Annotated in this window: 17 protein-coding genes and 1 pseudogene; 5 read left to right on the top strand and 13 right to left on the bottom strand. The window is 36.3% G+C overall.

Annotated features, from left to right (window positions below):
* The 6 genes and pseudogenes from CD003_RS22140 to CD003_RS01260 all read right to left on the bottom strand — a co-directional run.
* Nucleotides 1-400, bottom strand: a pseudogene (locus CD003_RS22140) (transposase); the annotation flags it as partial.
* A gap of 343 nt (nt 401-743) precedes the next feature.
* A complete protein-coding gene (rfbD, locus tag CD003_RS01280) occupies nt 744-1592 on the bottom strand; it encodes a dTDP-4-dehydrorhamnose reductase (RefSeq protein WP_096199083.1) in 849 nt (282 codons plus the stop codon).
* Between the two features lie 135 nt (nt 1593-1727).
* Nucleotides 1728-2678 (bottom strand): dTDP-glucose 4,6-dehydratase, encoded by a 951-nt coding sequence (rfbB, locus tag CD003_RS01275; RefSeq protein ID WP_096199082.1) that lies wholly within the window; start codon nt 2676-2678, stop codon nt 1728-1730.
* A 406-nt stretch (nt 2679-3084) separates the two neighbouring features.
* The gene (locus CD003_RS01270; RefSeq protein WP_096199081.1) at nt 3085-3375 is read right to left on the bottom strand and encodes a sugar phosphate nucleotidyltransferase; all 291 of its coding nucleotides are present in this window, start codon (nt 3373-3375) and stop codon (nt 3085-3087) included.
* A 22-nt stretch (nt 3376-3397) separates the two neighbouring features.
* A complete protein-coding gene (locus CD003_RS01265; RefSeq protein ID WP_096199080.1) occupies nt 3398-3751 on the bottom strand; it encodes a DUF1360 domain-containing protein in 354 nt (117 codons plus the stop codon).
* 150 nt (nt 3752-3901) lie between these two features.
* Nucleotides 3902-4843 carry a dTDP-glucose 4,6-dehydratase gene (locus CD003_RS01260; RefSeq protein WP_096199079.1) on the bottom strand — a complete coding sequence of 314 codons (942 nt, stop codon included), beginning with the start codon at nt 4841-4843 and terminating at the stop codon, nt 3902-3904.
* 250 nt (nt 4844-5093) lie between these two features.
* On the opposite strand from CD003_RS01260, the gene CD003_RS01255 reads away from it, so the two are divergent.
* The 3 genes from CD003_RS01255 to CD003_RS01245 all read left to right on the top strand — a co-directional run bounded on the left by CD003_RS01255 (nt 5094) and on the right by CD003_RS01245 (nt 6620).
* Nucleotides 5094-5363 carry a hypothetical protein gene (locus tag CD003_RS01255; protein ID WP_096199078.1) on the top strand — a complete coding sequence of 90 codons (270 nt, stop codon included), beginning with the start codon at nt 5094-5096 and terminating at the stop codon, nt 5361-5363.
* A complete protein-coding gene (locus CD003_RS01250) occupies nt 5344-5772 on the top strand; it encodes a hypothetical protein (protein WP_096199077.1) in 429 nt (142 codons plus the stop codon). Before CD003_RS01255 ends, CD003_RS01250 begins: the two co-directional genes overlap by 20 nt.
* A 341-nt stretch (nt 5773-6113) precedes the next feature.
* Complete coding sequence (locus CD003_RS01245; RefSeq protein ID WP_096199076.1) at nt 6114-6620, top strand: collagen-like triple helix repeat-containing protein; 507 nt, start codon at nt 6114-6116, stop codon at nt 6618-6620.
* A 138-nt stretch (nt 6621-6758) separates the two neighbouring features.
* On the opposite strand, the gene fabI is transcribed toward CD003_RS01245, so the two are convergent.
* From fabI to CD003_RS01225, 4 genes are all read right to left on the bottom strand, one after another.
* On the bottom strand, nt 6759-7535 hold the full coding sequence (fabI, locus tag CD003_RS01240; RefSeq protein ID WP_096199075.1) for an enoyl-ACP reductase FabI: 777 nt from the start codon (nt 7533-7535) through the stop codon (nt 6759-6761).
* Between the two features lie 174 nt (nt 7536-7709).
* The gene (locus tag CD003_RS21625; RefSeq protein ID WP_096199074.1) at nt 7710-7853 is read right to left on the bottom strand and encodes a hypothetical protein; all 144 of its coding nucleotides are present in this window, start codon (nt 7851-7853) and stop codon (nt 7710-7712) included.
* 246 nt (nt 7854-8099) lie between these two features.
* Nucleotides 8100-10166, bottom strand: coding sequence for a cation:proton antiporter domain-containing protein (locus CD003_RS01230; protein ID WP_096199073.1), 2067 nt, complete (start codon nt 10164-10166; stop codon nt 8100-8102).
* Nucleotides 10167-10438: 272 nt separating this feature from the next.
* Nucleotides 10439-12289 carry a cation:proton antiporter family protein gene (locus CD003_RS01225; RefSeq protein WP_096199072.1) on the bottom strand — a complete coding sequence of 617 codons (1851 nt, stop codon included), beginning with the start codon at nt 12287-12289 and terminating at the stop codon, nt 10439-10441.
* 152 nt (nt 12290-12441) lie between these two features.
* Here CD003_RS01225 and prpE point away from each other — a divergent pair, with 152 nt between their 5' ends.
* The gene (prpE, locus tag CD003_RS01220) at nt 12442-13185 is read left to right on the top strand and encodes a bis(5'-nucleosyl)-tetraphosphatase PrpE (RefSeq protein WP_096199071.1); all 744 of its coding nucleotides are present in this window, start codon (nt 12442-12444) and stop codon (nt 13183-13185) included.
* Between the two features lie 74 nt (nt 13186-13259).
* Nucleotides 13260-13703 (top strand): hypothetical protein, encoded by a 444-nt coding sequence (locus CD003_RS01215; protein ID WP_096199070.1) that lies wholly within the window; start codon nt 13260-13262, stop codon nt 13701-13703.
* 145 nt (nt 13704-13848) lie between these two features.
* On the opposite strand, the gene CD003_RS01210 is transcribed toward CD003_RS01215, so the two are convergent.
* The 3 genes from CD003_RS01210 to CD003_RS01200 form a co-directional block, all read right to left on the bottom strand.
* Nucleotides 13849-14739: an RluA family pseudouridine synthase gene (locus CD003_RS01210; protein WP_096199069.1), complete on the bottom strand. Its 891-nt coding sequence runs from the start codon at nt 14737-14739 to the stop codon at nt 13849-13851.
* A gap of 5 nt (nt 14740-14744) precedes the next feature.
* Nucleotides 14745-15542 carry an NAD kinase gene (locus CD003_RS01205; protein ID WP_096199068.1) on the bottom strand — a complete coding sequence of 266 codons (798 nt, stop codon included), beginning with the start codon at nt 15540-15542 and terminating at the stop codon, nt 14745-14747.
* Nucleotides 15543-15629: 87 nt separating this feature from the next.
* A complete protein-coding gene (locus tag CD003_RS01200) occupies nt 15630-16256 on the bottom strand; it encodes a GTP pyrophosphokinase (protein ID WP_096199067.1) in 627 nt (208 codons plus the stop codon).
* Nucleotides 16257-16280: the final 24 nt, after the last annotated feature.

Below are 16280 nucleotides of genomic sequence, written 5' to 3'. Positions count from 1 at the left end.
CCTTTTGGACGATTGAGCCAAGCATAATAACCGCTTTTTGAGACACCTAATACTTCGCACATCTTCGCCACACGGAACTGGTGTTGGTGCTCTTTAATGAAGTCAAAAATTACTTCTGGTCTTTTGCGAAGATGCCCATAGCCTTTTTTAAGATGGCATTTTCCTCTTCTAAATCACGAAGTCTTTTCTGTAAATCCTTTGTCTCTTTATCTTCTGGCTTTAGGTTTCCGCTTCCAACAAAACTACTTTCGCTATCTTCCTTATATTTCTTAATCCAGTTGTGTAACGTCTGTTCTGCCACATCTAATTCTCTGGCAACTTCGGCTTTCTTTTTCCCTTCCTCAGTTACCATACGTACTGCACTTATCTTGAATTCTTTGTCGTAGCTTCTTCTTTTCATCTTGGACACTCCCGTTAAATTGTTAGGTTTAATTATACTGCATTTCCCCCAATTTAACGTGTCCATTAATTAGACTAGCATCAGAAATAACTCAACCAAAAATATATTTTCTATTTATCATATGTAAATATGTAAATTGGGTCACATAATAATAAATTAAAATGTTTTTCTTGATATGTTTCATTATTTCATTTATCCCACTATTAATTTAAATATTATAAAAAGGACTAAATAAGGAAAAGCTCTCATTTAGTCCTTTTCAAAACGTTCTATCTATCTAAATTACTTTTCAGTAAAGTATCAGCGTTCGCAATATTTTCATTAACTTTACTTTCACACCCAATCATAATTTCAACTCCTTCATTAGAAATTCATCAAGTGCTTCTTCCCAATGTCTCGGTGTCTTTAGGTCTACATTATTTAATTGTTCATGACTTAAAACCGAGTATGCTGGTCGTTTAGCAACTGATCCATACTTCTTAGACGTTGTAGGTTGAATAAGGCCTGGATCATATCCTGCCTTTTCAACTATCTTTCTTGCAAACTCATACCAACTGCAAGAACCTGAATTACTGCAATGGTACGTGCCTTCAGGTTTATCTAGTAATAACAAAATATAATTTGCTAAATCTCTAACATACGTAGGACTACCTACCTCGTCTGCAACAACAGCAATTGGTTGTCCCTTTTTTACTAGGTTCAACATTGTCTTTACAAAGTTGTTTCTAGCGTGTCCATATAGCCAAGATGTACGGATAACCGAACAATTTTCTGTATTCCATTCTACTAACCTCTCTCCAAGCCACTTACTTTTCCCGTACGTATTCAGTGGATTAGGAGTATCTTCAATACCGTACGGACGATTATTTCTTCCATCAAAAATGTAATCTGAACTAATGTATATCATCTTTGAATCTATCATGTTTGCTCCCATTGCAATATGAGATGCTCCAACTGAATTGATATCAAATGCTTTTGTTTTTTCTACCTCACAATGATCAACATTTGTAAATGCAGCTGTATGAATGATAAAATCTGGCTGATAGTGTTCTACTGTTTGTTGAACAAGATATAGATTTGTTATATCCAGTTCAGCTTTTCCTAATGAAGTAACCTTGAATTTTTCTTTCCCTCTATCCGATAGCTCTTTACCCAACTGTCCGTTTGCGCCTGTTATTAGAATGTGCTTCATTATTTCCCTCCTAACTTTCCATATTGGTATTAACTTTTTTATATGAAAGTAAAAGAGTTAGCAAGCAACTAATAGAAAGTAACCTTTCCAAGTAACCAACAAAACCTACTTTCATCATGACTCACGAGTATAGCATCATGAATTTGCTTTTTTGTATGATTCAATCGTTTGAATTAACCCTTCAGTAAATGATATTTTAGGCTCCCATCCAAACTGACTATGAACCTTACCCCAATTGATTGCATAACGACGATCGTGACCTTTCCGGTCATCAATATGAGTAATAAGACTAGAACCTTTTCCTAGATAACTAATGATTTGTTTAGCAATATCGATATTTGCTCTTTCATTACTCCCACCTATATTGTAAACTTCACCATCCTCACCATGTTCTAGTATGACTTGTAGCGCCCTACAATGATCCTCCACAAACAACCAATCTCTCACCTGTTTTCCATCCCCATAAATTGGAATTTCCTTATTATCGAGAGCATTCATAATTACCTTTGGAATAAACTTCTCCTTGTCTTGTCGTGGCCCATAATTATTACTACACCTTGTAATGATGACTGGTGTCTGAAATGTTTTAAAGTACGATCGAACTAACAAGTCTGAGCTAGCCTTGCTCGCTGCATACGGGTTATTAGGAATAATTGGAGAATGCTCTGTAAATGGAAAATCAGTAACTTTAAGACTACCGTATACTTCATCCGTTGAAACTTGAACCATTCTTTTTGCTTTTCCTTCCCGTACAGTCTCTAACAAATGATAGGTACCAAAAACGTTAGTTTCTATGAAAATATTAGGTTCTGAAATACTTCTATCTACGTGAGATTCTGCAGCAAAGTGGACGATCACATCATATCGTCGATCAAATACTTCATTTAATTGGTTTCGATTGCGTATATCACATTGGATGAAACGATAATCAGGTGACGATGAAAAAAAGGTTGTATTCTCTATTTTCCCTGCATATGAAAGTGAATCTATGTTAGTAATATGATATGCACCTTTATTTATCATAAACTCAATGAAGTTTGATCCAATGAATCCTGCCCCACCTGTTACAAGTAGTTGTTTCTTCATATATCTCATCCCCTCATTCCTAATTGTTTCATAACTAAATAATTCGCTTGGAATAGAGCTTCCTGGTTTCCTGAATTGAGCCACCAATCTTTTAATTTATAAAATCTTAACTGCTCCATATGCATAATTTATTCATATCTGTAATTCCTAACTCCCCAAGTGCCGATAGGTTTATCTGTTGAATATAATTAAATACAATTTCATTAACCATATATTCCTGTTAGGTAAAATTTTGTTTTAGGCCTCGATGGCTTTTCAGCTCCCCTTTACGATAGCTACTCCATATCACTCTAGATCAGGTACTTCTTATAGTAGCACTCTCGCACCCTTTTATTTATCCCTTAAAATTCTCAATGTACTAGGCAGTCAATCTTCAAAAATATTATCTCCCAATAAGAACAAAAAACTATTCATCTATCACATAATCCTTTGCAAGATAAATTGCCCAAGTAATACCTACAGCTGACTCTTGTACCTTATAATGAATCGTAACACCATGACCAAGTAGTTGAATAAATAAGCTATAATCCCTCTTGGTCGTTATACTTAAAAAATATAAAATATCAGCCTCTTTTAATTTTTTTATAGCATGATATATCATTAGATATTCTCCACCTAGAAGTAAGTGTTTATTAATTATTCGGGTAAGTGGATATAGTCTCGACCCTGTGCCTCCTGCTAGAATGACTCCCTTCATTCATTTCACACCCTTTATTACTTTAATCAACTATCTTGAGTACGATAGACTCAATAATCGCAGCTGCACCAGCAACTGCCAAAATGACCATAGCTGGCATAAAATATGAAAAGTAAAGAAAATAACCACCACAAAGAAAGATAGAGCACCATATTCCCGTGCACCAATAACAGCTCAATAATTCTCCTAACCATTTTCGAAGTCCTGTTCCTTTAATTTGAAGGAATGTTTCCACTGACCCGTCAGGCTGTTCCTCTTCAATCAATTGGTGGAATGGTTTTCGTAGAAATTCAGTAATTGTATCAAACACAAGTAGACGTGTTAATCGAAAACAAGCAAGAATAATGATGATTAGCTCTAGATAACTAGGAACCACGATAATTCCTCCCTACAAATTTTTTAGTATGTATGTTAAGAAAAGACGCTTAATACGTTTTTTCTTAACAGCATTGTGCGAAGTGTTAGCGTCTTTTCATTAAAATCATCCCACACCCATAGATACGGGATGATTTTAATGGATGCTCTATTAGCTTCGAATACCATTAACAAAATTGTGAGTATACCAATTAATCGTTTGTTTTAATCCGCTATGAAATGAAATATCTGGTTTCCAGCCTAACTCTCGTTGTATCTTACCCCAATTCAATGCACACCTTCGTTCATGAATTTGTCGGTCTTCTACGTGACGTATGAGCTTGTGACTTTTATCTAGATGGTCAAGAATTAACTTTACAACCTGAAGGGACGTTCTCTCATGCCCTCCACCTACGTTATAGACTTCTCCGAGACTTCCTGATTCCATCACGTTGTAAATGGCACGACAGTGATCCTCTACAAATAACCAGTCTCTTACTTGTAGACCATCACCGTATACTAGAATGTCTTTTTCCTTGAGTGCATTCATTATCGTTTTCGGAATGAATTTATTTTCTTGTTGTCTAGGGCCATAGTTATTACTACTACGAACTGTAATTAAAGGAAGCTGATATGTTTGAGAAAAAGCTCTCACCAACATGTCTGCACTTGCTTTACTTGCTGTATACAGATTCGATGGATTAATCGTAGAGAGCTCTGTAAATGGAACCTCATCACACGCTAACGAACCATATACTTTATCAGTGGATAAATGTATCATCTTATTTGCCTTATTAGCCCGAACGGCTTCTAATAAGTTGAATGTACCTACTATATTCGTATCTAACATTGTCTTTGTACTACTATTTATATTGCTACTAGCTGCAAAATGAACAATCACATCGTATTTTCTATCAAATAGCGAATCTACTTGCCTTTTATCCTTAATATCACACTGAATAAAACGAACTTCTTTATAACTGGGGAGGAATTCTAGATAATTACTAGAACAATCAACACTTGTAATGTTAGAGGATGTGTTTTGTAATAGGTAATCAATAAAATGTGAACCAATAAATCCAGCCCCACCAGTCACAAGGACCTCTTTGTTCATGATTTCCTCACCCTCCACTTCTTGAACAGCTTATTTAGGCTATTGCTTACATTACCTTATGCCAAGAGGGGATTTGTTGTTAATGTCATCTTTTAAAATTTTTTATACTAGCTGATGAACTTGTACATATACTTTATGAAAGGAACTGTTTTTTTGAAAGGCGGCCAAACTATGAAATTCGATGGATTAGATGAGATCAGCAAAAATACAGTTACATTTGAACAATCTATAAATCAATTACTGCACTCCCTTGCAGAAGAAGAACGTTCCCACTCTTCTAGTTGATGCTGAAGCAAAGAAAATAGAAGCATTTGTTGGAAAGAACGGAAATTTCCCGAGTGAACCGACATGCGGGGAGATATTAGAGTTCTCCCATTCTGTTAATCAACTAGTTGATACACTACTAATGAAAGAATGGCTACTTCTAAAAAAATTAGAAACTGTAGTTCATATAAAAAAACGTTATAACATTAAAAATAAAGAGGAGGCGAGCGTAGAAGATGTTGAATCAGAAGAATGAATTTATTGATGCACTTTGTCAGTACGAGCAATCTATTGGGTCATATAGTGAATCTCTTCATAAACTATATGAAGCAATGATAAAGTTAGACACTGAGCCTGAAGAAAAGGAAGATTTATCTCAGCCATTGCTACAAGCAAAACAGAATTTGTCCTTTCTTCACCATCTCATAAATAGCAAGTTATCTTATTATGAGGGAAATGAACTCTATCCTATCATTGATACAAACAAACTCATACAAGAAAGGGAACTATTCGAAGATAAAGTATACAACGGAGAGAACATACAACTCTTTTATTATAGAAAACCGTCCTCCTCTCGTTTATACATTCGGACAAGGCAGCCTGCAGAACCTTGGTTTTCCGGACAATGGAGAGGACACAAGAAGAAACCCCTTTATACAAAGTAAGCTCCTAACAGGTGGACAATTGTATCCACCTGTTAGGAGCTTTACACCATTTAGTTAAGTACTAGTATTGACGACAATCATCTTTACCGTTCTCGGGAATTTCTAAAACATCCTCAAGCTTAAAGTAATAAGTTAACAACATCATCGCGTTTCAAGTCAATCTTCGGCTTAATATCGGGAATATTTGGCATTTGCATAGTTAAAATCCCCCACGTTTTAGCTTACAGTTAACTATATGAAACAGGAAATTTGTCCTAAAACAAATTAAGAAAAATATTTTATTTTCCTTTCACACTAACTAGGCTTCCACCATAGCTTAGTAGAGAAAGGGGAGATTTTGTATGCATAATTATCAGCAACCGCACATGGAGCAGCAATCATTAAGACAGCAACCGTCAGTTCAGTATCTACCTCCTGTTGTCGTAGAACAGTATTTAAATCAATGGATTACAACAACAATTCCAGGCTATGGCCAGGTTGTGGCATATGTAGCGGATTTTAACAGACGTACGGGAATGGTGTCACTACTTATCTACCCTGCACCATCATACCAACAGCAATATATTCAAGTTCATAATAGTGATTTAGTAGGGGTAAGTCCGTACTTCGGTCCAACACCACCACGCCCACCGCGTCCTCGTCCACCACATCACCATCATCAACCATGGTACCCAGGACATGATGGAGGATATCCAGGGTATCCAGGGCAGCCGGGGTATCCGGGGCAGCCGGGGTATCCGGGGCAGCCGGGGTATCCAGGACAGCCGGGTCATGGTCATCACGGTGGAGGCCTTTGGCCATGGTTATGGCACCAATTAGGAACTGGATTCGGTAGTCAGCAACGATAAAAGAAAGCTAATCAAGGGCATGGAAAAGTGTATTTCACTTTTCCATGCCCTTTTTGTTAGTAATATTTACTATATTGTAATGCTAAACGAAAGGCGTTCTCTATTGTAAATAAACCCATTGATACGCCTTATTTCTATTTACGATAATGATAAAATATTATACCCTGAATCTACATGAATCATTTCACCAGTTATACCGCGAGATAAATTACTCATTAAGAACATCGCTGTATCCCCTACTTCTTCTTGAGTAGTTGAACGACGAAGAGGTGCTCTTTCTTCGATTTCTTTTAATACATCATTGAAACCTGAAATTCCTTTTGCTGCTAGTGTACGAATAGGACCAGCAGAAATTGCATTAACGCGAATACCGTCTTTTCCAAGATCGTTCGCTAAGTATTTCACACTTGCATCTAGTGAAGCCTTCGCTACTCCCATAACGTTGTAATTCTTCACTACTCTTTCTCCACCAAGATATGTAAGAGTAACGATGCTTCCACCTTCAGTCATGATTGGACGAGCTGCTTTGGCTACAGCTGTTAGTGAATAAGCGCTAATGTTATGAGCAAGCATAAAGCCTTCACGAGTAGTATTTAAGTATTCACCTTCAAGCTCCTCTTTGTTTGCAAACGCAATACAATGAGCTAGTCCATGAATTACTCCTACTTCTTCTTTAATTGAAGCAAACGCCTTCTCAATGTCTTCATCACTTGTAACATCACAAGGAATAACTAATGAATCATCTCTGTCTAATGTGCCCGCTAGGTCTCGAACATTTTTTTCTAATCGCTCACCAGCATATGTAAAAATTAATCTTGCTCCTGCATTTGATAATGATTGAGCTATCCCCCATGCAATACTACGTTTATTGGCTACACCCATAACAACATATGTACGGTCTTGTAATAAATTCATCAAAAAATCCTCCTCAAATTGGGCCTAATAAAGTGTTGTAAAAGCACAACTTTAATACAACCTATTAGTACTAGGTCCTAATTATTATATCATGACTATAGCAATCATGGTAGAGGGTACTCAAAATGGTTGCACTTGAGCACCTCTTAAGATGTATTCGCCAATAAACAAATATTACCCTTTTTTTGTTTCAATATTTCTCTTTACATAATGACATTCGCCACATTCAAAAATGACATTTTGATTTGATTGAGCCGTTAATAGGCGATTAATTGGTTTTTGTTCTCGACATTGTGGACATATTACGATTGGCTCCATAGTAAAATCACCCCTTCCCCTGTTAGTATCTACATACTTTGCAGACCTATTAACAAAACAGGTATCTATTATAAAGACTACAAAACAACGATGATTTGTAGTCTTCAAAAATATGGAACGAAGGTAAACTTATAGGACCTCTATTCCGTTACATGATGGAACTACTAATTTTAGCTAAAATAAGGCCATCTCTGTCCGTTATACATATTACCATGTGTACAAGACAGAAATGCTGAATCTTCAATCCTATTCATCGTATTCTCTCGATCGCAGTAGTGTACGTGGTACTTCAGTTCCTCTTGAACCACGTGAATCTACAACATCTAATTCTGGTGGGTAAATCATAATAAAGCTCTCAGGAATCGCTTCAGCTAGAACTCTTGGAAGACGTTCTAGTTGAGGATGCCAGGCAATCGTTCCTCTTCTAGCACTTAAAACAACAACAAGATCATCTTTTCGTAAAACGTTTAAATATTGGTTATGAATTTCATTCCAAGCCTCAATACCTACAAACTTCTGGGAAACATCAGGTTTCATGTTTTTAAATGTTTCCTCGTAAGTAGTAGCATCATCTTTTACAACTATTGCAAGTAAGGATGCACCTAGTTGATTGGCTAACTCTTTAATCGAACTAACTGACTCATAGAAACCAGACTTATGGTCAACCCCCGAAGGCAAAATTAATACAATTCTCTTTGTTGTATTAAGGGGATGTCCAAGCCTTGCAACGTAAATCATTTCATTTGTTCGCTCTAATAATTGGTCAAGAATCCCTCCGAAAATTAGCTGTGGAGTTGATAACTTTCCATTCCAACCAATGACAACTTTTTTGATTCGTCTCTCTTCAATAGCGCGAATAATACCTGAAGTGACATTTTGGTCAACTCGAGTAAGTAAATGAATCGGGACTCCTGCACCAGATGCATAGTTTTTCGTATGCTCTAACATTTTTTCCGCCTCAGCAATTTTAGATGCTGATTGTCCACTTTTCTCTTGAACAACTGATAAAGGATAAAGTGGTTCCTGTTTAGTTCCACGTAAAATAAAAGCAAGGTCTAATAGTGACTCCATTGTTTTTGGGTTTGCTAACGGAATTAAAATTCTTTGCGGAGCATCAGACGGTTCATATGGCTTCTGTTCTTCGTGTAGCGCTATTTTTCTACTATATTTCTCAACTAAATATGGTCCAACCATACACGTGATTAAAATCATAACAATTACACTGTTTACAGTAGCTTGATTAAACAACCCAATTTCATACCCAACTAATGTAGCCGCTAATGTTGCTGCAGCCTGCGGAATCGATAGACCATACATTAGTTTTACTTCCTCTTTAGAATAGGAATAAATTTTCCCTGAAATCCAAGCTGCTAAAAATTTTCCACCATTAATGATGAGGATAATTAGCGCAGAAAGTAACCAAGCAGACGGGTCACTTAGTAATACTTGAATATCCATTAACATTCCTACAGAAAGTAAAAAGAATGGGATAAACAAGGCGTTACCGACAAATTTAATTCGATTCATTAAGGGACTATGCTCCAAAATAAATCGGTTTAACGCTAGACCAGCCAAAAAGGCACCAATAATTGGCTCTAGCCCAGCAACACTTGCAAGGTAAGCAGTCACAAAAAGAATACTCATAACGAAGATAAACTCGATTGAGCCTTCTATACTACTCATCGTGCGGAAAAATATCTTTGCTAACATAGGAATAATAATTAGAACACCAGCAACGTAAATTCCTAAAGAAACAAACATCGTGAACCAAAAGGTAGAATCTAACTCTCCTGTCGTTGAAGAAGCAATAATAGCTAATATCAAAAGAGCAAGAGTATCTGTCATAATTGTTCCACCAACAGTTGTCGTTACTGCTTTATTTTTCGCGATCCCAAAACGACTTGCGATCGGGTAAGCAAGTAATGTATGTGAACCTAATAAAGAACCAAGTAACAGAGAAGCTGCTAACGAATAGCCTAAAGCAAAAGCCATTAGAGTCCCTAATAAAAAGGGAATTGTAAATGAAATAGACCCGAAAACAATACTTCTCTGCTTGTATTTCTTAAATCCATCTAAATCAATTTCAAGTCCAGCTATAAAAATAATATATAGAAGCCCAACTGTACCTAATAGAACAATCGTAGGGTCCCTGTCTAATAGTCCAACTCCATTGGGACCTACAATAACCCCAGCAAATATGAGGCCAATTATCCCAGGAATCTTTAACCTTCTCATAATCATTGGAGCTAAAAGAAAAATAAGCATAGCCAGTCCAAATATTAAGACTGGATTAGATATTGGCTCTGAAATCAAAACTTCTTTCCCCCTAACCTTTTCAATAACAGCTTCATAACTAAGAGGTTGAAGAAGCTACAACTACTATAATACATTTAGTACTATTTGGCGAAGAAAGTGGAAATATAATATTTTTAAGAGAGTGTTAAAAAAGTAGTGGCAATGGCTTCGAGGTTGTTTAAAAAGGTAATACCCGACTTTTGAACAACCTCTTTAACTTAAATATATTACAAGAAAAAAGATTGTGCTAACAGGTCGATTATTACCTGTTGGCACAACCTTTCATAATTTTAGCTTAAAAACCACTTTCGTAATTCCTTAATATGTTCAGCACTCCCAGAAACAACAATACGGTCTCCTAAATTTAATTCGGTATCACCATGTGGAATAATAGACTCATTACCACGGAAAATGCGTACAAAAACTGTATCTCCTAAGTAAGGAAACTTTCGTATGACGACACCATCATATTTAGAATTATTCATATCAACTTCATATAGCCCGTTGTCTACTGTCGAGATTAGATCAATTACACTAGGAGATTCGACCATCGCGCGAAGAACTGCTTGATTAGAAAAAAATACAGAAAACACATCGATTCCACTCTCTTTTAGAGACTTCTCCAAACTAGGCGATTCCACCCTAGCAATCACTCTGTTCACTCCTTCTGTTTCCTTAGCAAACTTTGCAATATCATGATTTCTAGTCTCTTCACCAGTAGCTATGATCGCTATATCTGTATTAAAAACATTCTTCATTTGGAGTTCTTCAACCTTAAAGTCTTCTAATTCTTCAATAGAGAACAAAGATTTCGCTTCTTTCTCACCAACTTTTTGCTGCTTTGTATGAAACATTCTCGTTTCAAACCTATCTCCGTCTAGAGTTAACGATAATGGTAAAGTAAACTGGTTCGCTCCTACCATTGTTACTTTTTCTTTCACTGTCTTTTCTCTTTCCCTAGGGAAGATTTTCTTAAAGACTATCGGTGTCACAATACATGAAATGACAGCTACAAGAATAAGTGCTGATGATAACTGAGAATCAATTACTCCAATTCTCTCCCCAATCGCTGCAGCTGCTATAACTAGCGATAATGTTGATGTAAGAAGAAAGCCCGCTCCTAAAGCAGTACCTTTATCATACCACCGTAAGAGTAGAAGGGATGGTACAACCTTAGAAATCAATAACCCTAAAAATAATAACGGAATAAGTATTAATACTTTTTTGTCACCAAACAATGACCATAAATCAAGTTCCACTCCAACCATTACAAAGAATATAGGAATTAAAAAACCATACCCAAAAGAATCAAGCTTCCGAACCATTTCCGGATTTGGTGACAGTAAACTAACAAGTACCCCAGCTAAAAAGGCTCCTAAAATATTTTCTGCCCCAACAGATTCTGATAAAGCTACGAGCAGAATAATTAATGTAAATATCGCCCTTGTATCAATTTGAATTGTACCCTTTGACATTGTCTCGATATACGACTGATGCCTGAACTTTTTCCCAATGAAATATAACAAAATTCCCGCTGCAAAAAGAAGCAATAACAACCACATGTTACCAGCATTATCTGCATAGATCGAGACAAATACCGCTAACAATACCATCGTGACTAAGTCTGCAATAACAGCAACAAGTAAAATTATTTGCCCAATTGCTGTTTTCATTAAATTCTCTTCTTTTAACGTAGGAACGACGACACCTAAAGATATTGTAGAAATTATAAGCGTCATTAGAAATGCATTTTCAATAAATCCAGTCCAAACAAACAAGAGTGATAGCGCAAAGGATATAGCAAATATAAAGACAAAAATTGTAAACGCTGTTGTAAATGCATTCGGTTCTAATTTACCGTTTGGCAATGTTTTTTTCCTGGATTTCTTTGCAAAGGCTGAAAAGTCTATTTCAAGTCCACTTAAAAACATCAGAAAAATAAATCCTAATAATGATAGCGTCTCTAACCAAATATCATATGTTACAAGATTAAAGCCACTTCTACCTATAATAATCCCTGCAATAATTTCGGCTACAACAACTGGAATCACTCTTAATTTCAGTTTATGTAGAATTACAGGGATTAAAAAAGCAATAACGACGACAATAACAAGTGAGGTTACTGAAGCATGTTCTTCCATTCTTTTCCCCCTCTATAACAAAATAGTGAAAGTGCAATAATAAAAGCAATCACAGTATTTTTCAAGGAAAAACTCCTTATGTTACTCTATGTATACATACATTTCTAATGTCAATGTTTCTTGTCTATCTATATAACTTGGAGGTTCTTATTATGACAAAATACGATATTATAGGTGATATACACGGTTGTTACGAGGAATTTGAAGTATTAACCAATGAACTGGGCTACGATTGGTCTTCAGGAATCCCTATTCATCCAGAAAAAAGAAATTTAGCATTTGTTGGTGACTTAACAGATAGAGGTCCTGATTCAATAAAGGTTATGAAGGTTGTCTGTGAATTAGTAAAAAAAGAACACGCTCATTACGTACCTGGAAATCATTGTGATAAATTGTATCGTTATTTTCTTGGAAGAAAAGTTCAAGAAACGCACGGACTCGAAACAACTGTTGCAGAGCTGAAAGCTTTAGATAAGAAAGAATTTCAACAGGTTAGTCATGATTTTAGGCAGTTAGTTGAAAGTGCCCCTTTATACTCAGAACTTGATGAAGGAAGGCTTGTTATTGCCCATGCAGGGATTAGGAAAGACTACATAGGACGTCAAGACAAGCGAGTAAAGACATTTGTTTTATATGGTGATATTACAGGAGAAAAACATCCAGATGGCTCTCCTGTTCGACGAGATTGGGCAAAGAAGTATGATGGAGACGCCTTTATCGTATATGGACATACACCTGTAAAAGAACCTCGTAAAGTGAATCATACAATCAACATCGACACAGGTTGTGTGTTCGGAGGAAAACTTACGGCATTAAGATACCCTGAGCTAGACACAATTTCTGTCCCATCAACTCTACCATTTGTTACAGAAAAGTTCAGATCTTTCGAAGACTGAATCAGTTGAAATACTAGTACATTTATACGATAATTATCCAGATGATTGAAAACTATAAGGTTATAGGTGATTTTATGAAAAAACAAATTCTCAGTTGGATGTTGCTTATTATTGCTCTCGTTACACTTTCAGCCTGTGGTCCACAAGTAACAATTGAAGGAGACCGTTCAGAAAGTAAGCTAATTGTTGATGAAGAAAGAGACTTTTTAACGTTTTATGCCCGAATTGAAAACACGAGTAAACTCCCTACTGATAATTTATACTTAAAATTTGAATTGCATCACCCGACTTTGATTGAACAGTTTGGACAAGATACTGTTGTATTTGCTAATGAAGAGCAAATACCTACTAGCTTCACTGTTAAACCAAACAGTGGTTACTTTGTCGGTGAAACATTCGACTATACAGGTGATATTCCTCTAGTAGAACTTGAAAATGTAGTTGAAGTTGTGGTCTTTAATGATGATGGTGAGGATATGGAGAGATTTGTGATTGAGAACGTGGAGAGGGAGAACTAATTTCGAGTTGCAAATTATGAATTAGTAATTAAAAGTTCAAGTACCAATGAGCAGAAAAACACAAGGTCGTTGAAACCGAGGCCGCTGAAAAAGTGTGATTTTCACTTTTTCAGCGGCCTTATTCTAAATTCTTTTTCCAATTCCATCATCCCATAAATTGTTCTAAATCTATTGGAATAGGGGCTTTGAGTGTTATTGTTTTTTCTTTAAATGGATGGTAAAAGGAAGTTTCTATACTATGCAATGCTTGTCTTTCGATAAAGTTCTTCCTTCCACCATACAAATCATCACCAGCTAATGGATGACCGATAGACGAGAAATGAACGCGAATTTGATGTGTTCTTCCTGTCTCTAGTTTTACTGAGGCAACTGTCCATGCTCTCGTTCTCCTTACAACCTTGTAATGAGTGATAGCATGTTGACCATCTTCTCGTACTTCACGTTCAATGATACTACCGTCTTTTCTTCCAATTGGAGCCCTTATCGTTCCACATTCTTCTGGTAGCTGTCCTTCTGCTATAATTAAGTATTGGCGCTTTAGCCGACCATCCTTCTGCTGCCGAGACAATAAATCGTGAGCATAACGATGTTTGGCAATGACTACAATCCCAGATGTATCCCTATCTAAGCGGTTAACCGCATGAAAAGTAGACCTGCTTTCAATTACATCATAATAAGCAAGTACTGCATTTGCTAACGTCCCACTTGGATGCTCTCTAGAAGGAATCGTTGCCATTCCTGCAGGCTTGTTAACGATAAGAAAATGATCATCCTCATAGATAATCTCTAGTGGGATTTCCTCAGGTCGAATCGCTGTACTTCTCACTTCATCCGGAAAAGTAATTAAAACAACATCCCCAGCCACTAATGTTCGACGAACGGTAGACTCCTCCCCATTAACAAAGATAGCCCCTCCTGAAAATTTTACATCAGCAAGGGCACGCTTTGATATTAGCTTATCTTCTCTAAGAAACTGTCGAAGTAGCTTACCATCATCTTCAGAATTCACTTTCCATTCAATTGATAATGAGTTCATAAATATTAATCTCCTACAAATGATTCCTTTACTCGCTTCCAAAACGGGAATGGGCGAAATCTAGCAAATCGAATTTTTTCTTCTGCCACACGACATTGAATTGACTTTACGTTTTTATAATCCCATGTGAAATGGTCAATGGTTACTTTTAAATCCTGATCTTCTTCTAATGGCTTCAATAAGCAAGTATGATGCTGTGGCAACACAAGGGGTGATCCAACTGTACGATAAACTCGGTTATTGATTGAAGCCATTTCAGATATTTGTATAGATGCTAATGAGGGATGAAGAATTGCTCCACCAAGGGCTTTATTATAAGCTGTACTTCCTGATGGCGTTGATATACACAAACCATCTCCTCTAAAGGTTTCAAATAAGTCTCCTTTAATTTCAACAGTTGAAACTAATGAACCAACAACACTTTTCACAGTACACTCATTTAATGCCAGAAGTCGTTCAGAGCGACTTTGACCATAATGACGAATGACCACTTCTAATAATGGATACTCGACAATTTGAAAAGGTGTTTTGGCAACATGAATGACTAGCTTTTCCACCTCTTCAGGCTTCCAGTCTGCATAAAAGCCAAGATGACCTGTATGAATCCCTACAAAGGCTGTTTCACTTAATCTATCCTTATAATCATGAAAGGCTTGTAGTAAAGTCCCATCACCACCGACAGTAATACAAATCTCTGGCTCTGTTTTATGATAAGTTAAGCCAAGCTCAGTTAAATAGTTTTTCACCTTTTGTTTAATGGCATTAGATGTATTATCTCCTCTGGAGGTTACGACAAAATTCATATTTATCAGCATCCCATCTATAGCTTTCTATTGTTACACTCAATTTCTCACTGTTCCAAAATAACCTTAGCTCACAAAAAATATACACTAATCTTCTATATCCCTTTTCTTAGAAAATGCTTCGAGTGCATCTCGAACTTCATCACGAATAATTGACATTTCTTCGTCTAGACGAAAAGCAGCTTCTGCGGCACGTTGTAAACGTAAATTAATATCATTTGGGATTTCGCCACTATATTTGTAATTTAGCGAATGTTCAATTGTTGCCCAAAAATTCATTGATAATGTACGTACTTGCAATTCTACAAGAAGCATCTTTTCTCCTGCTATTGTTTGAACTGGATACTTCAAAACTAAATGGTAAGAACGATAACCACTTTCTTTCTTTTGGTGAATATAATCACGCTCTTCAATTATTTCAAAGTCATTTCTTGAACGAAGTAAATCAACAACTGTATAGATGTCTTCTACAAATTGACAAACAATCCGAACACCAGCTAAATCTTGTAGCTCTTCTTCTAAGTTACTAAGTGGTATGTTCTTTCTCTTAGCTTTGTCCAAAATACTTGAAACTGGCTTTACTCGACCTGTTACAAACTCTATTGGCGTATGTTTAGAAGACATTTGATATTGCTCTCGTATTCCTTTTAACTTAATTTTCAGTTCTTCTACGGCTAGTTTATACGGAGATAAAAAGGCCTCCCAATTACTCATACTTCCACCACCAAAAATATGTAT

The sequence above is a fragment of the Bacillus sp. FJAT-45350 genome, from assembly GCF_002335805.1.
GTDB lineage: Bacteria > Bacillota > Bacilli > Bacillales > NISU01 > FJAT-45350.
Note: the sequence above shows the minus strand (reverse complement) of the source record. Positions and strands in the feature narration are given on the sequence as shown.